The following is a 16,692-nucleotide window of genomic DNA, read 5'->3' as shown; positions in this document are numbered from 1 at the left end:
GTTCGCGTATGAAGATGGGAAGGGTTCGCCCCAATGAAGATCGTCCGGCTTGCCGCTCCGCTCGCTGTCGCCGCCGCGCTTGCCGGCTGCTCGCGCAATGGCGAGATCAGCGTCGAGGGGGGCGTCGGCATCCAGGCGACGCGCACCGCCTGTCCGATCGTCGGCGTGCCCGCCAATACCGGCGACATCACGCTGTTCGACCCGCCCGCCAGCCGCGATGCCGCGGCGATCGACGTGGTCGCCAACATCACCAACCTGCGCTCGCAGTGCAGCGAGAGCGGCGATGACGTCATCACGACGGTCACCTTCGACGTTCAGGCGCGGCGTAACCGGGCCGATGCGGCGCGGTCGGTCACGCTCCCCTATTTCATCGCGATCGTACGCGGCGGCACCGCCGTCACCGCCAAGCGCGTCGCCGACGTGACGATCAACTTCCCCGCCGGGCAGCTTCGCGGCCAGGTACAGGCGACCGCGACCAGCGTGATCGCCAAGAGCGCCGCCACCCTGCCGCAGGAAGTGCGTGACCAGTTGACCAAGAAGCGCAAGGCTGGCGAGGAAGACGCCGCGGTCGATCCGCTGACCGCACCGGGCGTGCGCGCCGCCGTCGCCCGTGCGACGTTCGAGGCACTGGTCGGCTTCCAGCTGACCGACGATCAGCTGCGGTACAACACGACGCGGTAAGGCAGATCTTTCGTCATCCCGGATCAGGTCCGGGTGAAGAAACATTCTGGATCGTCCGTTCAGACCACGTCGAGGACGAGGCCCTTTTCCTTGGCCTCATCGGCCTCGATGTACCAATTCTCGGGCGCGCGGCGAACGAGTTCGTCGAAATCGACGCGGCTGCCCGCGACGATCCGGCGAAATCCTTCTTCCTCGATCGCGATCGAATGTTCGATCTCGTGCAGCGTCGCCTTTAGCACCGCGATGCAGGTCTTGAGCGGGCCGCTCACTTCCACCGTCTTGTTCATGATCCGCTCGTGCAGCATCAGACGGGTGCCGCGCGTCAGGAAGCGCTTGTCGACGGGGAAGGCGGACATGAACGTCGCGCCCGCCGAATAGACCGCGACCTTGCCCAGGAACAGAAGCTCGCGCCCCTCCGCCTCGTGTAGCAGGCGCACTTCGTCGCCCATCAGCCGCGCGACTTCGGGATCGCCGCCCAGCGTCGAGATCGCGATGACGATCGCGCCCTCGCGCGGGGCGTTCGCCAGTTGGTCGCAGAAGCTGGCATACATCGCATGATCGACCGGCCCGGCCAGCTTGATGTGCGGGTTGGCGAGCAGCGGATACTGGCTTATCGCACCCTTGGCGGCGGGTCGCGCCTGGCCGGTTGGCGAATTGGCGCGCGCGGCCTCCAGAACGTCTTGATCAATCGAGCGGGTCGGGTCGGACATGGGCTGAGGCCTTTGCTGGATATCGGCGGACGCACGGAAGGGGCTTCGGCGGCGGGAGCCGGGCTTTCGCCTGACCGGCCGGAACAGCGCGCCCAGCACGATCGCAGCGCCCGCAGCCCCCAGGGCCGCGAACGCCGCATACGCCAGCGCATCACCGATCCCCGCATCCACGTTCCACGAATGCGGGGAGGGTGAGCTTGGTTCCTTGGGAAGTTAATTGGAAATCGGCGCGGCCGATTTCGGCGGTGCCGGCCCGCTCCCCCGCCCGGCCGCCCATCAGCATATCTCGTGGGCGGTCGGGTGGGGGAGCGGGCCGGCACCGCTCAAGATGCGCGCTTAGCGCATCTTCAGAAACGCCCGGCGAGCGAGACGCCGATGACGCGCGGTTCGTTGACGACCGCGGCCAGGTAGTTCTCGATCACGCCCTTCAGGTTCTTCTCGTTGGTGATGTTGCGCGCGAAGACCGAGAACTCGAGCGTATCGCCCGACAGCGCATAGCCCGCGCGCAGCCCACCCTCGAAATTGCCGTTCGAGGTGAACTCGTCGGTGCGATAGAGTACGAAGCTCGTATAGCCCTGCACGTTCCAGTCGGTCGCCACGAAGAAGCGGTCGCCGCCATCCATCGGAATGTCGTAGCGTGCGGCAAGGTTCAGGTTCCATCGCGGCGCGTTGGGCAGCGGGTTACCGTCGATCTGGGCGAACGTGTTGCCGTTCCGGCGGATCGTCGGGTCATAGACGTTGCAGACCACCTGACCGTTGAGCGCGCACACCTGCGCATAGACGCGGCCGTCCTTGATATCGCTGTGCAGCGCGCTGAAGCCGGCAGTCAGCGACAGGTTGCGCACGGGCCGGGCGTCGAGCTCGACCTCGACGCCGTACGCCTTGGCCTTGTCGGCGTTGAAGAGGACGCCGTTGCCGTCCGAATCATTGCCGTTCAGCTGGATGTCGCTGACGGTGTAGTAGAAGCCGGTGGCGTTGAGGCGCAGGCGGTTGTCGAGCAGGCTCGACTTCGCGCCCGCTTCCCACGACACGATCGTCTCCGAATTGGCGGTGGTGAAGTCCGAGTTGAACACCGCGGAGCGCCCCTGAATCGTCGGCCCGCGGAAGCCGCGCGCGACGCGGGCATAGAGGCTGACCTCGTCGTCCAGGCGATAGAGCGCGGACAGATCCCAGCTCGGCTCGGTCGCGTCGAGTTCGACGTCGGTGCGGCCGCGATAGGTGACGACGTTCGCCGCCGTGTTCGCGGTCTTCAGAAGGCGCGTGCGCTTCTTGTCCTCGGTGATGCGGCCGCCCGCGGTGATCGTCAGCGCGTCGGTCAGGTCGTAGCTCGCCTGGCCGAACGCCGCCCAGCTTGTGTTGACGTTGCGCAGGCGCACCCAGTTGTTGGGATTGCGCGCCGCGGTCGTGACGAAGAAGCCGCGCTGGTAGAAGTCGGTGGTGTCGCGGCTATCGAAATAGAGGCCGCCAACCTGCCACTTGAACCGGCCGCTGTCGTCGGCGAGGCGTACTTCCTGCGTCCACTGGTCGAGGTCGCGCAGATTGCCCTGGCTCTGGCCGAAGCCGTTGCGCACGCCGTTGACGGGATAGTCCGACGCCGCGCCGCCATCGGTGTCGCCGCGGCTGTAGCCCGACGCGCTCTCATAGGCGGTGATCGAGGTCAGCGTCACGCCGCCGAAGTCGAAGCTGGCGTTGAACGAGCCGCCATAGGTCTCGTACGCCTGCGGGTTGTTCATCGCCTCGTCGTAGCGGACCTCGTCGCGGACGACGCCCGACACGTCGTTCGACCCGCGCTTGAGCGCCGCGCGGCGGAACAGCGTCGAGGTGCCGTTGTAATTGCGGTAGTGACCCGAGAGGAGGAAGCGCGTCGCCTCCGTCGGGGTCGCTAGAAGCTGGAGGCGGACGTTGCGGTCGTCGAAACCGCCCATCGCCTTCTTGAGCGGACGGGGCGTGCCGTCGTCGCTCGGACCGGCATAGGTGTTGTCGACCCAGTCCTCGCGGTGCTGGACCAGCGCCGAGAAGCGTGCCGACAGCTTGTCGCCAGCGATCGGGCCGCCGATGCCGACATCGGCATTGACCGTGCCGTACTCACCGACCGACACCTGGCCGCGGCCCGAAAAGACGTTGGAGGGCTCGATCGTGTCGAACTTGATGATGCCGGCGGTCGTGTTGCGGCCGAACAGCGAGCCCTGCGGCCCGCGCAGCACCTCGACCTGACCGACGTCGAACACCGGGTTCGACTTCAGCACGACATGCTCGAGCACCACGTCGTCCTGGACGATCGAGACCGGCTGCGACGCGCCGAGATAGAAATCGATGTTGCCGAGCCCGCGGATGTAGAAGCGCGGGAAGATGCGGCCGGTGGTCGTTTCGGCATAGAGGCCGGGAACGCGGCCCGACAGCGCCAGAATGTCCTCGCCCGCCTGCTGGAACTCGCGCAGTTGGCTGCCTGCAACCACGCCGACCGAGATCGGCACGTCGCGCAGGTTCGCGGTGCGACGCTCGGCGGTGACGGTGATTTCTTCGAGCGCCGAATCGTCGGCCTGGGCGGCGGGGGCGGCAGGGCTGGTGTCCTGCGCCTGTGCGGCGGTGGCGGCGACGGTCAGCGCGAGGCACCCGCAGGCGGAACGGAGCGCCGTGCGGCGCGCAATCGAAAGCTTCACGGAAGTTTGCCCTTTATGAAGGACGGCGGACCCCTCCGTCCGCCGCTTCGGACCCGTGCGCATGTGCCCGCGCCTCAGGCCCGCGCGGCGCATTGACCTCGAATCAAGTCAGCATCGTGACAGCCGCGTCGCGTCCGATCGCCCTTTGGGATCAAAGAAAAACCCGCCCGGACGCGGGGTCCGGGCGGGTTCGTCATGCTTACCGGAAAAGGGGTTTAGTACACCCGCTTCTTCGGCTTGATATACTCAACCTCGTCGGTGAGCGTGTAGTCGTGCACCGGGCGGTAGTCGAGCTTGCAGGTCCCGCCCTTGCCGCCCCAACCGTCGAAGGTCGCGATGGTGTGCTTCATCCAGTTCGCGTCGTCGCGATCGGGGAAATCCTCGTGCATGTGGGCGCCGCGCGATTCCTTGCGGTTTTCCGCGCCGCGCACCGTCACGACGGCCTGACCGATCAGGTTGTCGAGCTCGAGCGTCTCGACCAGATCGGTGTTCCAGATCAGCGAACGGTCGGTCACGCCGATATCGTTCATCCCCTGATAGATGGCATCGAGCTTCTCGACGCCTTCCTTCAGGAGCGCGCTGTCGCGGAAGACGGCGGCGTTCTTCTGCATCGTCTTCTGCATCTCCGCGCGGATCTGCGCGGTCGGCGTGCCGCCCTTGGCATGGCGGAAATGGTCGAGGCGGCTGAGCGCCATCTCCTCCGACCCCTTGGGCAGCGCGTTGTGCGCGGCGTTGGGCTTCAGCAGTTCCTTCAGGCGAAGGCCCGTCGCGCGGCCGAACACGACGAGGTCGATCAGGCTGTTCGAACCGAGACGGTTGGCGCCGTGGACCGACACGCACGCCGCCTCGCCCACGGCGAACAGGCCGGGGACGACGGCGTCGGGATTGCCGTCGCGAAGGTGGACGACCTCGCCATGATAGTTCGTCGGAATGCCGCCCATGTTGTAGTGGACCGTCGGCACCACGGGCAGAGGCTTGCGGGTCAGGTCGACGCCGGCGAAGATCTTGCCCGTCTCGGTGATGCCGGGCAGCCGCTCGGCCAGCACCTTGGGGTCGATATGGTCGAGGTGGAGGAAGATGTGATCCTTCTCCTTGCCGACGCCGCGACCCTCACGAATCTCCATCGCCATCGATCGCGACACGACGTCGCGGCTGGCGAGATCCTTGGCCGAGGGGGCGTAGCGCTCCATGAAGCGCTCGCCCTCGGAATTGGTCAGGTAGCCGCCTTCGCCCCGCGCACCCTCGGTGATGAGGACGCCCGCGCCGTATATGCCGGTCGGGTGGAACTGCACGAACTCCATGTCCTGGAGCGGCAGGCCGGCGCGCAGCACCATGCCGTTGCCGTCGCCGGTGCAGCTATGGGCCGAGGTCGCCGACTGATAGACGCGGCCGCCGCCGCCGGTCGCCAGCACCACGGCATGCGCGCGGAAGCGGTGGATCGAGCCGTCCTCCATGCACAAGGCGATCACGCCGCGGCAGGCGCCGTCCTCCATGATGAGGTCGAGCGCGAAATATTCGATGAAGAAGTCGGCGTCGTACTTCAGGCTCTGCTGATAGAGCGCGTGGAGCATCGCGTGGCCGGTACGGTCGGCGGCGGCGCAGGTGCGCTGCACCGGCGGGCCTTCGCCCATGTTCTGCATGTGGCCGCCGAAGGGGCGCTGATAGATGGTGCCGTCGTCGTTGCGGCTGAACGGCACGCCGGCGTGCTCCAGCTCGTAGACCGCGGCCGGAGCCTCGCGCACCATGTATTCGATCGCGTCTTGATCGCCGAGCCAGTCGGAACCCTTGACGGTATCGTACATGTGCCACGACCAGTGATCGGGCGAGTTGTTGCCGAGGCTGGCGGCGATGCCGCCCTGGGCCGCCACGGTGTGGCTGCGCGTCGGAAACACCTTGGTAATGCAGGCGGTCTTGAGGCCCGCTTCGGCCGCACCCATCGTGGCGCGCAGGCCCGAGCCGCCCGCGCCGACGACGATCGCGTCATAGCTGTGGTCGATGATCTTGTAGGCGTCGCTCATCAGGAAACCGCTCCCGCCGCAAAGGCGAGCTTGAGGATCGAGAAGATCGCCGTGGCCCCGGCCGCGACGACGAAGAGATTGAGGAGGACCAGCAGCACGACGCGCGATTCGGCGTGGCTGTAATCCTCGATCACGACCTGCAGGCCGAGCTTGAAGTGCATGAACACGCTGACGATCAGCAGCGCCATCGGCACCGCCGCCCAGGGGCTCGACAGCCAGGACTGGATCGTCGCGTAGTCATAGCCCGGCAGCATCGCGATCGAGGCGATGAACCAGAGCATGAGGAGCAAGTTGCTGCCCGCGGTCAGGCGGTGCGTCCACCAGTGGTGCGCGCCTTCCTTGGCGGAGCCGAGACCGCGGACGCGGCCGATGCTGGTACGCATGTTACTTCCCCACGGTCAGAAACGCCCAGAAGGCGAGGGTGGCGAGGATCGAGAAGGCGAAGGTCGCCTGCGCGCCCATCTTGTTCCGCTTCAGCTCATAGCCCGCGCCGGTGTCGAGCACGAGATGACGGACGCCCGAGGCCATGTGCTGGAAGAAGCTGAGCGTCAGGCCGATGCCGAGGACATAGCCGACGATGTTGAGGCCGCCGTCGGCGGTGGTGAACAGCCCCCGGAACACGCCGTAAGCCTCTTCGCCCGCCGCGGCGCTGGCGAGCCAGGCGACGAGCAGGATCGAGCCCACCGTGGCCATGCCGCTGCCGGTCACGCGATGCGCGATGGAGACCGTCATGTGCGGCCCCCATTTCCAGATCGACAGATGCGGGGAGAGCGGCCGGTTCACGGGTTTTGATGCCACGAGGTCTGTTCCTTTCGAAGGCGCTAATGGCCCCCGTTCTTCGCAGATGCAAGATCGGCCCTTGGTCCGTGACCCGATCCCGGTCCGTGGCTAACCGCCTCTTAACGGATGGCTGGCTAAACCAATGGACAGGTGCGGGCGAGGGGGCCTGTTGCCATATAGATAGTCACAAGGGCCGACGACGCCATGCAGAACAAGGATTTGCCCGAGCCGGGTTCGATCGCCCGCCAGGTCGAGATCGGCGGACGGCTCCGCGTCTTCGACTTCGACGGCGGCATGATCGACGGCGCGCGCCGCGTCTGGACCCTGATCGAGGGCGATATCCGCGCGGTGGCGGAGGCCTATTGGCGGCACTGGATCCGCTGCTTCTCCGACACGCGCACATGGGCGCCGTACGAAACCGAGAAGATGATCGACGTGGGCGTCACCTTCCTACGCAATCGCTTCCTCGACACCGCGGGCCATGCCTGGATCGAATCGATCGAGCGGTCGGTGGCGGCGGCCTATGCCGCCGACGTGCCGCCGATGGCGCTATTGTCGATGATCAACGCCAGCGACCGCGTGGCGCTCGACATCCTGCTGAAGCGCGTGCCACAGGGCGATCCCGAGCTTGCCGCGCTGATCGACACGCTGATGCGACTGTCGGCGCTGGAAACCGACCTGACCGTGGCGATCTATGCCGAGCACGTCGCCTTCGGCAATGACCGCCAGCGCGAGAAGCTGGCGGGCGAGTTCCGCGACAAGATCGTCTCGAGCGTCGAGCGCGCGAGCCACGAGGGCTCGGCGCTGCGCGGACAGGCGCAAGCGGCGTCGGGCTCGGCACGCGGGATGCTGGGCAAGGCGAGCGAAGTCGCTGCCGCCGCCGAACAGTCGGCCGTCGCGATGCGCGAGGCGGCCCAGACCGCCGCGGGCCTGATCCGCGCGATCGAGGATGCGCGGGCGGAGGTCGAGGCCGCGGCCGAGATCGCGACGCGCGCCAGCGCGCAGGCGGGCGCGGCAGTCGAAACCTCCGGCACCCTGTCCGATCATGCCAAGTCGATCGAATCGATCCTGGGTCTCATCCGCGAGATCGCCGGGCAGACCAACCTGCTCGCGCTCAATGCGACGATCGAGGCGGCGCGCGCCGGGGACGCGGGCCGCGGCTTCGCCGTCGTCGCGCAGGAAGTAAAGAGCCTCGCCAACCAGACCGCGCGCGCGACCGACGACATCGCCGCCAAGATCGCCGCGATCCAGTCGGCGACGCGGCTGACCGTCGACACCTCCGCCTCGATCCGCACGACGGTGGACGAGGTTCAGGATTCGGCCAACCGCATCCGCCGGGCGATGGAGGCACAGGCACAGACCGTGACCGCGATCACCGCCGCGGTCGACGAAACCGCGCTCGCCGCCGATTCGATGTCGAACACCATCGCCGCGATCCGCGAGGATACCGAGGCGGTGGCCAGCGGCATCGACGCGGTGGGGCAGGGCGTGGTGGCGTTCGAGGGCGACCTCGACACGCTCAAGACCAGCGCGACCGACTTCGTCCAGCGAGTCGCGGCGTAATTAGCCGACCAGGCCGAGCCCCAGCACGAGCATCAGGAACAGCGTGGCGATGATCTGAACGAAGACGATCATCACCGCGGTGCGCGCCAGCGCCGAGACGCGGCCGAGGCGATAGGCGCCGCGCAGCTGGCGATAGATGTGGAAGGGCGGGATCGCGAAGCCCGCAAGGGCCAGCAGCTGCATCGGCACCCCGAACGCGCTCATGATCGTCAGGACGATGAAAAGCAGCGACATGAAGGCGAGCGAATAGGTGACGAACACCGCATGGTCATAGGCGCGATACTGGCGCTTCCACGCGAACATGATCCACACGAACGGCACCGACAGCGGGATCAGTAGCCACGAGAATTTGTAGCTGTTCGCCTGTAGCTTGTAGAGTGCAAGGCCGGGGTTCTTCGATGCCTTCTCGATCCCGTGATCGAGGCGTGTCCAGCCGGTCTTGACGCCCGACAGCCCCTCTTCCTGCGGTTTGAAGACCGGCTGCGCCTCGGCAATGACGCGAAGCTCGCGGTCGATTTCGGCGAGGCGCGTCTGGGCCTTCGCCTTGCTCGCGGCATTGCCGGTTGGGTCGTTCAGTCGCTTGAGCTGCACCTCGCGCGTCGACGCGAGTTCCTTCTTGGCTTCCTCCATGCCGGAGGCGACCTTGCCCGTCGCGTTTCCGACATCGGCGGGCGGCGAGATGCCGAGGATCGAGAGCACGGCGAACAGCGTGAAGACCGAGAACAGGAACATCGCCATCGGCGACACGAACTTCGCGCGCTCGCCCTCGATATAACGGCGGGTGAGCTCGCCCGGGCGGCGGATCAGCATCGGCAGCGTCGACCACATCCGCCCCTCGAAATGCAGGACGCCGTGGAGCAGGTCGTGCCAGATCGCGCCAACGGAGCGGTGGAGATGCGCCGCCTGACCGCAGACATGGCAATGCTCGCCCACCAGCGTCGTCCCGCAATTCAGGCAGGCGCCATGGCCCTCGTGCTCTGCATGACTGCTTCCATGGTGATCGACCGCGCGCGCCATCAGCGCGCCCGTGGCGAGATCGCCGAGCCCCTCGATTTCCCCCGACATGGGCGCGGTGTATCGCGAAGCTATGACGGATGCGAGCGGCTTTCGCGAAGCTTTCGCCGGTGCGAGCGCAACTTCGTTGCACCGCGGCGTCGGTTGCGCGACAGGACGCGCATGACCGACCGCGACTGGCAGCAATGGATGATCGCCACCGGCACGCGCGCCCGCGCCGCTGCACGGGCTCTCGCGCGCTCGCCGACGGAGACGAAGCGGGCGGGGTTGCTGGCGGCGGCGATGGCGATTCGCGGCGCGGCGGATGTGATCCTAGCGGCCAATGCGGATGACCTCGCGCGGGCGGAGGCGGCAGGGCTGTCGGGCGCGATGCTCGACCGCCTGCGGCTCGATCCCGCCCGGCTCGAGGGTGTCGCGGCGGGGGTCGAGGCGGTGGCGGGGCTCGATGATCCGGTGGGGTCGGTGATCGACCGGCGCGAGCGGCCCAACGGGCTGGCGCTGACCCGTGTGCGGGTACCGGTGGGCGTGCTCGGGATCATCTTCGAGAGCCGGCCGAACGTCACCGCCGATGCCGGCGCGCTGGCGGTGATGGCGGGCAACGCGGCGATCCTGCGCGGCGGGTCGGAGGCGATCGGCACAAACCGCGCGATGCACGCGGCGCTGGCGACGGGCCTTGGCGAGGCGGGGTTGCCCGCCGATTCGGTGCAACTGGTCGAGACGACCGACCGGGCGGCGGTGGGCGCGATGCTGGGTGCGGCGGGGCTGATCGATCTCATCATCCCGCGAGGCGGCAAGAGCCTCGTCGCGCGGGTGCAGGCGGAGGCGCGGGTGCCGGTGCTCGCGCATCTCGACGGGCTCAACCATACCTATATCCACGCCGCCGCCGATCCGGCCAAGGCCGAGGCGCTGGCGGTCAATGCCAAGCTGCGCCGCACCGGCGTTTGCGGCGCGACCGAGACGCTGCTGATCGACCGCGCCTTTCCCGAGCCTGCCCGGATCGTCGCGGCGCTTGCGGACAAGGGCTGCGAGGTGCGCGGCGACGCGCAAGTGCAGGCGCTCGATCGCCGCGTCGTCGCGGTCGAGGAGACGGACTGGGACACAGAATATCTCGACGCGGTGCTGAGCGTCGGGTTCGTGGGCGGCCTCGACGCCGCGATTGCGCATGTCGAGCGGCACGGCTCCCACCACACCGACGCGATCGTGACCGAGGATGCGGCAGCGGCCGAACGCTTCCTCGCCGAGGTCGACTCGGCGATCGTCATGTGGAACGCCTCCACCCAGTTTGCCGATGGCGGCGAGTTCGGGCTGGGCGCCGAGATCGGCATCGCCACCGGCCGGCTCCATGCTCGCGGCCCCGTCGCGCTGGAGGGGCTGACGACCTACAAATGGCAGGTCCGCGGCACCGGCCAGACCCGGCCATGACCGCGCGGCGCATCGGCCTGATGGGCGGGTCGTTCAACCCGGCGCATGGCGGGCACCGTTATGTCGCGATGCAGGCGCTGCGTGCGCTCGATCTGGACGAGGTGTGGTGGCTGGTCTCGCCCGGCAATCCGCTGAAGGAAGCCGCTGGCGACATGGCCCCTTATGCGGCGCGGGTCGCCTCGGCCAAGGCGGTGGCGCGGCACGCGCCGATCCGGGTGTCGACGGTCGAGGCGAAGCTCGGCACGCGCTACACCGTCGACCTCCTCGAAAAAATGCCGCGGCTCTATCCCAAGAAACGGTTCGTCTGGATCATGGGGGCCGACAATCTGGGCGGGTTCCACCGTTGGAAGCGATGGCGCGATATCGCGCGCGCGGTGCCGATTGCGGTTGTCGCGCGTCCGGGCTATGACGGCGATGCCCTCGCAAGTCCCGCGATGGGTTGGCTGCGGCGCGCTGTGCGGCCCGCAGGCCAGGCAAGACGATGGGACGAGTGGAGATTGCCCGGCCTCGTGCTGCTGCGCTTCCGCCCCGACCGACGTTCGGCGACCGGCATCCGTGCCGCCGATCCTGCCTGGCACCGCCGTTACCCGAAAGGCCGGCGTTCCCCATCTTCTTCCGCACGCGCCTAGGAGCAGCATTGTCCCAGACCCGTCCCGTTTCGTCCACGCCCGACGCCGATCCGGCAGAGGCGCTGCATGCCCTCGTCCTGGCATCGCTGGACGACGATCAGGCGCTTGAGACGGTTTCGATCCCGCTCACCGGCAAGTCGAGCATCGCCGATTACATGGTGATCTCGTCGGGTCGTTCGACGCGTCAGGTCGCCTCGATGGCGCAGAAACTGGCCGAGCGGATCAAGCGCGAGCGCGGCGTGATCGCCAAGGTCGAGGGGCTGACCAATGCCGACTGGGTGCTGATCGATGCCGGCGACGTCATCGTCCACCTGTTCCGGCCTGAGGTGCGCAGCTTCTACAATCTCGAGCGGATGTGGGCGTTCGGCGATGCGCCGACGCCGCCCCCGGCGCCGCCCGAAGAAGACTGACGGCAACGCTTGCTCCTCCACGTCGTCGCGCGCGGGCGGATTGGCCGCGGGCCTGAGGCCGAACTGGTCGACCGCTATCTGAAGCGCGTCGGCTGGCCGGTGCGCGTGACCGAATTGCCCGACAACGGCGGCAAGGTTCCCGCGATCGAGCCGGGGACGCGGATCGTGCTGCTCGACGAGAAGGGCGACCAGCCTGCCAGCATGGCCTTTGCCCAGAAGCTCGGCCGCTGGCGCGACGAAGGCGTGCGCGAGGTGCGCTTCATGCTGGGTGCCGCCGACGGTTTCGGCGATGCCGAGAGGGCGCAGGCCGATTGGCTGATCGCGTTCGGGCGGATGACATGGCCGCACCTGATGGCGCGGGCGATGCTGGCCGAGCAATTGTGGCGCGCGACGAGCATCCTTTCCGGCCACCCCTATCACCGCGAGGGATGAGGCGCGCGCTCGCCCTGGCCGCGCTGCCCGCGCTGTTGCTGCCGATGGCGACGGGCGCGCAGCAGGCGGGTGCCGATCAACGCGCCGCCCTGACCCGCGCCAACCGGGCGTCGCGCGCGGCCGAGGCGCGAGCCGAAGCGCTGGAGCGACATGCCGCCGCGGCAAAGGGAGAGGCCGAACGCGCGCGGCGCGAGCAGGCCGCGGTCGCCGCCCGTGCCGAAGCGGCCGAGGCGGACATCGCCGCCGCCCGCGCGCGCATCGTCCTTGTTGATCGGGCGCTCGCCGCGCAGCGTCGCCGCCTCGACACGCAGCGGGCGCCGACGATGCGGCTGGTCGCCGCGCTCCAATCACTCGCGCGCCGGCCCGCATCGCTCGCGCTGCTCCAGCCGGGGTCGACCCGCGACGCGGTGCATGTCCGCGCGCTGCTCGCCGGGATCGTGCCCGTGGTGAAGGCGCGCAGCGCGGCGGTGCAGGGCGAGATCGAGCGCACCCGCCGCCTGCGCCGCGGGGCCCAGCTGGCTGCCGCCAGGCTGCGCGACGGGCGGGCGCGGCTGGAAAGCGAACGGCAGAAACTGCTCGAACTCGAAAGCGCCAGCCGGCTGCGCTCGCGCCAGCTTGCGCGCGGGGCGCTGGTCGAATCGGACCGCGCGCTCGCGCTGGGCGAGGAGGCGCGAGATATCGTCGACCAGCTTGCCGTCGCCGATGCGGCGGAAACGACGCGGGCGCGCCTGTTGAAGCTCGGTGAGCCGCTGCCGCGCCCGGACACAGCCGCCGAAGACGCCGGGAGCGCGCCGGCCTATCGCCTCCCCGTCCGCGGGCGCATCGCCACGGGGCTGGGCGAGATCAGCGACAGCGGGGTGCGCTCGCGCGGGCTGACGATCGAGACGGCGGCGGGGGCGCCGGTCGTCGCGCCCGCGCCGGGCCGGGTGATGTTCGCCCGCCGCTTCGGCGGGTACGGCACCGTCGTAATCCTCGACCATGGTGAGGGGTGGACAACGTTGCTCTCGGGCCTCGACGGCGCGCAGGTCGCGCGCGGGGCGATGGTGGGGGCGGGGATGCCGCTCGGCCGCGCCGGGCCGCGCATCACGGTCGAATTGCGCCGCCGCGGCCAGCCGTTCGACCTGGTCGGGCTGCTCCGATAAACTTCTCAGTTCGGCTTTAAGGGCACGCAACTTGCCGCTATCTCTGCCCCCAGAGTTCGAAAAGGAATTGCGTTCCATGGCCCGCCCGCTGCTTCAGGCTTTCGCCGCAACCGCTGCCATCGCGATGGTGCCGCTGGCAACGGGGGCGATGGCCCAGGTCGACAGCAACAGCTATCGCGAGCTCGACCTGTTTATGGACGTCTACAACCGCGTGAAGTCCGAATATGTCGACAAGGTCGACGACAAGACGCTGGTGAAGGGGGCGATCCAGGGGATGCTCGCGGCGCTCGATCCGCACAGCTCGTACGTCGATGCGCTCGATTTCGAGAATATGCGCATCCAGACCGAGGGCAATTACGGCGGCCTCGGCCTCACGGTCACGCAAGAGGACGGCGCGGTCAAGGTGATCGCGCCGAACGAGGATTCGCCCGCCGCGCGCGCCGGGATCAAGGCCGGCGATTATATCACCCACATCAACGGCAAGCTCATCTTCGGCGAGGCGCTGGACGAGGCGATCGAGGGGATGCGCGGCCAGCCGGGGACCAAGGTGACGCTGACCGTCGTCCGCCCTGGCCGCGACAAGCCGATGGAACTCACCATGGCGCGCGAGGTGATCGTGCAGAAGCCGGTGAAGTGGGAGGTCAAGAGCGGCGTCGGCATCATTAACATCAACACCTTTTCCGCCTCCACCGGCGCCGACACGCGCGCCGCGATCATGGCGATCGACAAGTCGCTGGGGCACAAGCCCACCGGCTACATCGTCGACTTGCGCTCGAACGGCGGCGGATTGCTGACGCAGGCGATCGAGGTGTCCGACGCCTTCCTCGAGCGCGGCGAGATCGTGTCGCAGCGCGGGCGCGAGAAGGCGGACATCGAGCGTTACTACGCCCGCGCGGGCGATCTGGCGGGCGGGCTGCCGATCATCGTGCTAGTCGACGCGGGCACCGCCTCAGCCAGCGAGATCGTCGCGGGTGCGCTACAGGATCATCACCGCGCTATCGTCATGGGCGAGCGGACGTTCGGCAAGGGATCGGTGCAGACGCTGCTTCAGCTCGGGCCATCGAACGCGCTTCGCCTGACGACGGCGCGCTACTTCACCCCATCGGGCCGGTCGGTGCAGGAAGGGGGGATCGAGCCCGATCTGTCCGTGCCGCAGCTGACCGACGAGGATTACAAGTCGCGGCCGGTCTTCCGCGAGGCGGACCTGCGCCGCCACCTCATCAACGAGGCAAAGGTCGACAACAAGGTGCTGGAGGAGGACGCCAAGACCGACCCGCGCTTCGCCGCCACCGCCGAACAGTTGAAGAAGCAGGGCGTCGAGGATTTCCAGCTCGACTATGCGGTCAAGACGATCGCGCGGCTTGGGACGCCGGCACAGGTGGCGGCGGCGACGACGCCGGCGAAGGCCGCGGCGAAGCGCTGAGCCGATGCCCCGTTCGCTTGTCCAGGCGCGGCTGCTCGCGCTCGTCCTGCCCGCCGCGCTGCTCGCCGGGGCGTGGGGATCGCAACTGATCGGCGGGCTCTATCCGTGCGAGATGTGTCATTGGCAGCGTTGGCCGCATTACGCGGCGCTCGTCCCCGCGCTGCTGGCGTTCGTGATCCCCGGCACCGCGGCGAAGCGCGCGATGGTGGTGCTGGCGGCGCTGGCGATCGCGGCCAGCGGGGCGATCGGGGTGTTTCACGCGGGCGTCGAATATCACTGGTGGGAGGGGATCACCGCCTGCACTGCGCCGGCCCCGCGCGGCGGCGACCTGCTCGCCGACATCCTGTCGCGGCCGCTTATTCGCTGCGACGTGCCGCAATGGACGTTGGGGGGTATTTCGCTGGCGGGTTTTAACGCCATCTTCTCGCTGACGGGTGCCGCGATCATTCTGGCACTCGCGTTCAAGAGGCGGAGCCTATGACGGACATGGCATGGCGACCGGGCGACCGGCGCGAGAGGATCCGGTCGATGATCCGGGTCGATCAGGCGGGCGAATATGGTGCGACGCGCATCTATGCCGGCCAACTCGCGATCCTCGGCGATCAGGGCCCGCACGCGGCCGAGATCGCCGGCATGGCGCAGCAGGAAGCGCGCCACCGCGAATATTTCGACCGGTTGATCGCCGAGCGCGGCGTGCGCCCGACGCTGCTCCAACCGTTCTGGAACGTGGCCGGCTTTGCGCTTGGCGCCGTGACTGCGGCGATCGGGCCGGAGGCGGCGATGGCCTGCACCGCGGCGGTCGAGACCGAGATCGACAAGCATTATGCCGACCAGCTTGCCGAGCTGGGCGAGGATGACCCCGACCTCGCCGCGCATATCCGCCAGTTTCAGGCCGAGGAGCTGGAGCATAAGGAAGCCGCGCTCGCCGCCGGGGCGGAGCAGGCGCCCGCCTATCCGCTGATGAGCGCCGTGATCCGCGCCGGCTGCCGCGCCGCCATCGCCATTTCGAAGCGCATCTGATACGTCCCACCGGGCACCGTTCGCAGCGCCGGGCGTTCTTCCGGCAGGAGATAGTTCATGACGTTCAAATCGATCGCCATTTTCGCTGCTGCCGCCACGATCGGTGCCGCCTCGGTCCCTGCGCCCGCCGCGGCGCAGACGCAGAACGGCGTCCTCTACATCTACGGCAACGACAAATGCCCGACCAACGCCGACGGCGAGGAAATCGTCGTCTGCGTGCGCAAGAGCGAGGCCGAGCGTTTCCGCATCCCGCAGGAGCTTCGCGAGCTTGAGGTGACGCCGCAGAACCAGGCATGGGCCACGCGCGTCGATGGCACGCTGAATGCGGGGCAGTCGGGGATCGGCAGCTGTTCGGCGGTCGGCATCGGCGGCGCGACCGGCTGCTTCGGTCAGGCGGCGGCGATCAACAAGGCGGAGCGCAAGCAGCGCAAGGAAGCGCAGAACGTCCTTGGCGACTGACGCCTAGCGCGACAGGCGCCGCCGGTTGGCGGCGACCTTACGCCGATAATGCTGCACCGTCTTTTGTGAGGCGGCGAGCGGGGTAGAGCCCATGCCGCCGGTCAGATAGCGCATCTGAAGCTCGGTGATCGCGGCGATCTTCTCGCTCACCATCCGCACGACCTCCTTGTCCGACCCCGGCGCCTGCCAGGCGAGCCCGTTGAGGCGGGTGGCGATGACGATCGAGGCTTCGACCCCGAGCAGCCAGGTCTGATACCCGAGGATGGCCCAATCGGCATAGGCGTTCGTGCGCGTCGACATCGGCTTGCTCCTGCGCTGTCGGTCGTTCC

The 16,692-nt window shown here is 68.2% G+C and carries 18 protein-coding genes; 11 read left to right on the top strand and 7 right to left on the bottom strand.

The annotated features are described in order from the left end of the window. Positions 1 to 33 precede the first annotated feature (33 nt). A complete protein-coding gene (locus FHR19_RS11955; protein WP_184028624.1) occupies positions 34 to 681 on the top strand; it encodes a hypothetical protein in 648 nt (215 codons plus the stop codon). A 59-nt stretch (positions 682 to 740) separates the two neighbouring features. Here the strand turns inward: FHR19_RS11955 and FHR19_RS11950 are convergent, their stop codons facing one another. From FHR19_RS11950 to sdhC, 5 genes are all read right to left on the bottom strand, one after another. Further along, positions 741 to 1,391: an ATP-dependent Clp protease proteolytic subunit gene (locus tag FHR19_RS11950; RefSeq protein WP_184028622.1), complete on the bottom strand. Its 651-nt coding sequence runs from the start codon at positions 1,389 to 1,391 to the stop codon at positions 741 to 743. Positions 1,392 to 1,738: 347 nt separating this feature from the next. After that, entirely contained in the window at positions 1,739 to 4,051 is a 2,313-nt protein-coding gene (locus FHR19_RS11945) for a TonB-dependent receptor (protein WP_425505967.1), read from the bottom strand. Between the two features lie 215 nt (positions 4,052 to 4,266). Beyond that, complete coding sequence (gene sdhA, locus FHR19_RS11940) at positions 4,267 to 6,069, bottom strand: succinate dehydrogenase flavoprotein subunit (protein ID WP_184028618.1); 1,803 nt, start codon at positions 6,067 to 6,069, stop codon at positions 4,267 to 4,269. Beyond that, the gene (gene sdhD, locus FHR19_RS11935; RefSeq protein ID WP_184028616.1) at positions 6,069 to 6,452 is read right to left on the bottom strand and encodes a succinate dehydrogenase, hydrophobic membrane anchor protein; all 384 of its coding nucleotides are present in this window, start codon (positions 6,450 to 6,452) and stop codon (positions 6,069 to 6,071) included. Before sdhD ends, sdhA begins: the two co-directional genes overlap by 1 nt. A gap of 1 nt (position 6,453) precedes the next feature. After that, a complete protein-coding gene (sdhC, locus tag FHR19_RS11930) occupies positions 6,454 to 6,867 on the bottom strand; it encodes a succinate dehydrogenase, cytochrome b556 subunit (RefSeq protein ID WP_184028614.1) in 414 nt (137 codons plus the stop codon). A 186-nt stretch (positions 6,868 to 7,053) separates the two neighbouring features. On the opposite strand from sdhC, the gene FHR19_RS11925 reads away from it, so the two are divergent. After that, a complete protein-coding gene (locus tag FHR19_RS11925; RefSeq protein WP_184028611.1) occupies positions 7,054 to 8,412 on the top strand; it encodes a methyl-accepting chemotaxis protein in 1,359 nt (452 codons plus the stop codon). On the opposite strand, the gene FHR19_RS11920 is transcribed toward FHR19_RS11925, so the two are convergent. Beyond that, the gene (locus tag FHR19_RS11920; RefSeq protein ID WP_184028609.1) at positions 8,413 to 9,477 is read right to left on the bottom strand and encodes a DUF3667 domain-containing protein; all 1,065 of its coding nucleotides are present in this window, start codon (positions 9,475 to 9,477) and stop codon (positions 8,413 to 8,415) included. Between the two features lie 111 nt (positions 9,478 to 9,588). Here FHR19_RS11920 and FHR19_RS11915 point away from each other — a divergent pair, with 111 nt between their 5' ends. From FHR19_RS11915 to FHR19_RS11875, 9 genes are all read left to right on the top strand, one after another. Further along, the gene (locus tag FHR19_RS11915; RefSeq protein ID WP_184028607.1) at positions 9,589 to 10,848 is read left to right on the top strand and encodes a glutamate-5-semialdehyde dehydrogenase; all 1,260 of its coding nucleotides are present in this window, start codon (positions 9,589 to 9,591) and stop codon (positions 10,846 to 10,848) included. After that, complete coding sequence (locus FHR19_RS11910) at positions 10,845 to 11,477, top strand: nicotinate-nucleotide adenylyltransferase (RefSeq protein ID WP_246359477.1); 633 nt, start codon at positions 10,845 to 10,847, stop codon at positions 11,475 to 11,477. The genes FHR19_RS11915 and FHR19_RS11910 overlap by 4 nt, the downstream gene beginning before the upstream one ends. An 8-nt stretch (positions 11,478 to 11,485) precedes the next feature. After that, the gene (rsfS, locus tag FHR19_RS11905) at positions 11,486 to 11,887 is read left to right on the top strand and encodes a ribosome silencing factor (RefSeq protein WP_184028603.1); all 402 of its coding nucleotides are present in this window, start codon (positions 11,486 to 11,488) and stop codon (positions 11,885 to 11,887) included. 9 nt (positions 11,888 to 11,896) lie between these two features. After that, positions 11,897 to 12,319: a 23S rRNA (pseudouridine(1915)-N(3))-methyltransferase RlmH gene (locus FHR19_RS11900; protein WP_184028600.1), complete on the top strand. Its 423-nt coding sequence runs from the start codon at positions 11,897 to 11,899 to the stop codon at positions 12,317 to 12,319. Then, a complete protein-coding gene (locus FHR19_RS11895; protein ID WP_184028598.1) occupies positions 12,316 to 13,461 on the top strand; it encodes a murein hydrolase activator EnvC family protein in 1,146 nt (381 codons plus the stop codon). Before FHR19_RS11900 ends, FHR19_RS11895 begins: the two co-directional genes overlap by 4 nt. A gap of 76 nt (positions 13,462 to 13,537) precedes the next feature. Continuing rightward, positions 13,538 to 14,884 carry a S41 family peptidase gene (locus FHR19_RS11890; RefSeq protein WP_184028596.1) on the top strand — a complete coding sequence of 449 codons (1,347 nt, stop codon included), beginning with the start codon at positions 13,538 to 13,540 and terminating at the stop codon, positions 14,882 to 14,884. A 4-nt stretch (positions 14,885 to 14,888) separates the two neighbouring features. Next, a complete protein-coding gene (locus FHR19_RS11885) occupies positions 14,889 to 15,365 on the top strand; it encodes a disulfide bond formation protein B (RefSeq protein ID WP_184028594.1) in 477 nt (158 codons plus the stop codon). Between the two features lie 5 nt (positions 15,366 to 15,370). Further along, a complete protein-coding gene (locus tag FHR19_RS11880) occupies positions 15,371 to 15,904 on the top strand; it encodes a demethoxyubiquinone hydroxylase family protein (RefSeq protein ID WP_184028977.1) in 534 nt (177 codons plus the stop codon). 57 nt (positions 15,905 to 15,961) lie between these two features. Then, complete coding sequence (locus FHR19_RS11875; RefSeq protein ID WP_184028592.1) at positions 15,962 to 16,363, top strand: hypothetical protein; 402 nt, start codon at positions 15,962 to 15,964, stop codon at positions 16,361 to 16,363. A 3-nt stretch (positions 16,364 to 16,366) separates the two neighbouring features. Here FHR19_RS11875 and FHR19_RS11870 read toward each other — a convergent pair whose 3' ends face one another. Next, positions 16,367 to 16,663, bottom strand: coding sequence for a hypothetical protein (locus FHR19_RS11870; protein WP_184028590.1), 297 nt, complete (start codon positions 16,661 to 16,663; stop codon positions 16,367 to 16,369). Positions 16,664 to 16,692: the final 29 nt, after the last annotated feature.

Origin of the sequence: Sphingomonas yantingensis (genome assembly GCF_014199325.1) — a bacterium.
GTDB lineage: Bacteria > Pseudomonadota > Alphaproteobacteria > Sphingomonadales > Sphingomonadaceae > Sphingomonas > Sphingomonas yantingensis.
This window is presented reverse-complemented; position numbering and strand designations above follow the sequence as displayed.

Excerpts from the sequence above, each read along its gene's own strand:
- FHR19_RS11955 (WP_184028624.1), top strand. The coding sequence starts at position 34 with ATGAAGATCGTCCGGCTTGCCGCTCCGCTCGCTGTCGCCGCCGCGCTT.
- FHR19_RS11950 (WP_184028622.1), bottom strand. The coding sequence starts at position 1,391 with ATGTCCGACCCGACCCGCTCGATTGATCAAGACGTTCTGGAGGCCGCG.
- sdhA (WP_184028618.1), bottom strand. The coding sequence starts at position 6,069 with ATGAGCGACGCCTACAAGATCATCGACCACAGCTATGACGCGATCGTC.
- sdhD (WP_184028616.1), bottom strand. The coding sequence starts at position 6,452 with ATGCGTACCAGCATCGGCCGCGTCCGCGGTCTCGGCTCCGCCAAGGAA.
- FHR19_RS11925 (WP_184028611.1), top strand. The coding sequence starts at position 7,054 with ATGCAGAACAAGGATTTGCCCGAGCCGGGTTCGATCGCCCGCCAGGTC.
- FHR19_RS11920 (WP_184028609.1), bottom strand. The coding sequence starts at position 9,477 with ATGTCGGGGGAAATCGAGGGGCTCGGCGATCTCGCCACGGGCGCGCTG.
- FHR19_RS11915 (WP_184028607.1), top strand. The coding sequence starts at position 9,589 with ATGACCGACCGCGACTGGCAGCAATGGATGATCGCCACCGGCACGCGC.
- FHR19_RS11910 (WP_246359477.1), top strand. The coding sequence starts at position 10,845 with ATGACCGCGCGGCGCATCGGCCTGATGGGCGGGTCGTTCAACCCGGCG.
- FHR19_RS11895 (WP_184028598.1), top strand. The coding sequence starts at position 12,316 with ATGAGGCGCGCGCTCGCCCTGGCCGCGCTGCCCGCGCTGTTGCTGCCG.
- FHR19_RS11890 (WP_184028596.1), top strand. The coding sequence starts at position 13,538 with ATGGCCCGCCCGCTGCTTCAGGCTTTCGCCGCAACCGCTGCCATCGCG.
- FHR19_RS11885 (WP_184028594.1), top strand. The coding sequence starts at position 14,889 with ATGCCCCGTTCGCTTGTCCAGGCGCGGCTGCTCGCGCTCGTCCTGCCC.
- FHR19_RS11880 (WP_184028977.1), top strand. The coding sequence starts at position 15,371 with ATGGCATGGCGACCGGGCGACCGGCGCGAGAGGATCCGGTCGATGATC.
- FHR19_RS11875 (WP_184028592.1), top strand. The coding sequence starts at position 15,962 with ATGACGTTCAAATCGATCGCCATTTTCGCTGCTGCCGCCACGATCGGT.
- FHR19_RS11870 (WP_184028590.1), bottom strand. The coding sequence starts at position 16,663 with ATGTCGACGCGCACGAACGCCTATGCCGATTGGGCCATCCTCGGGTAT.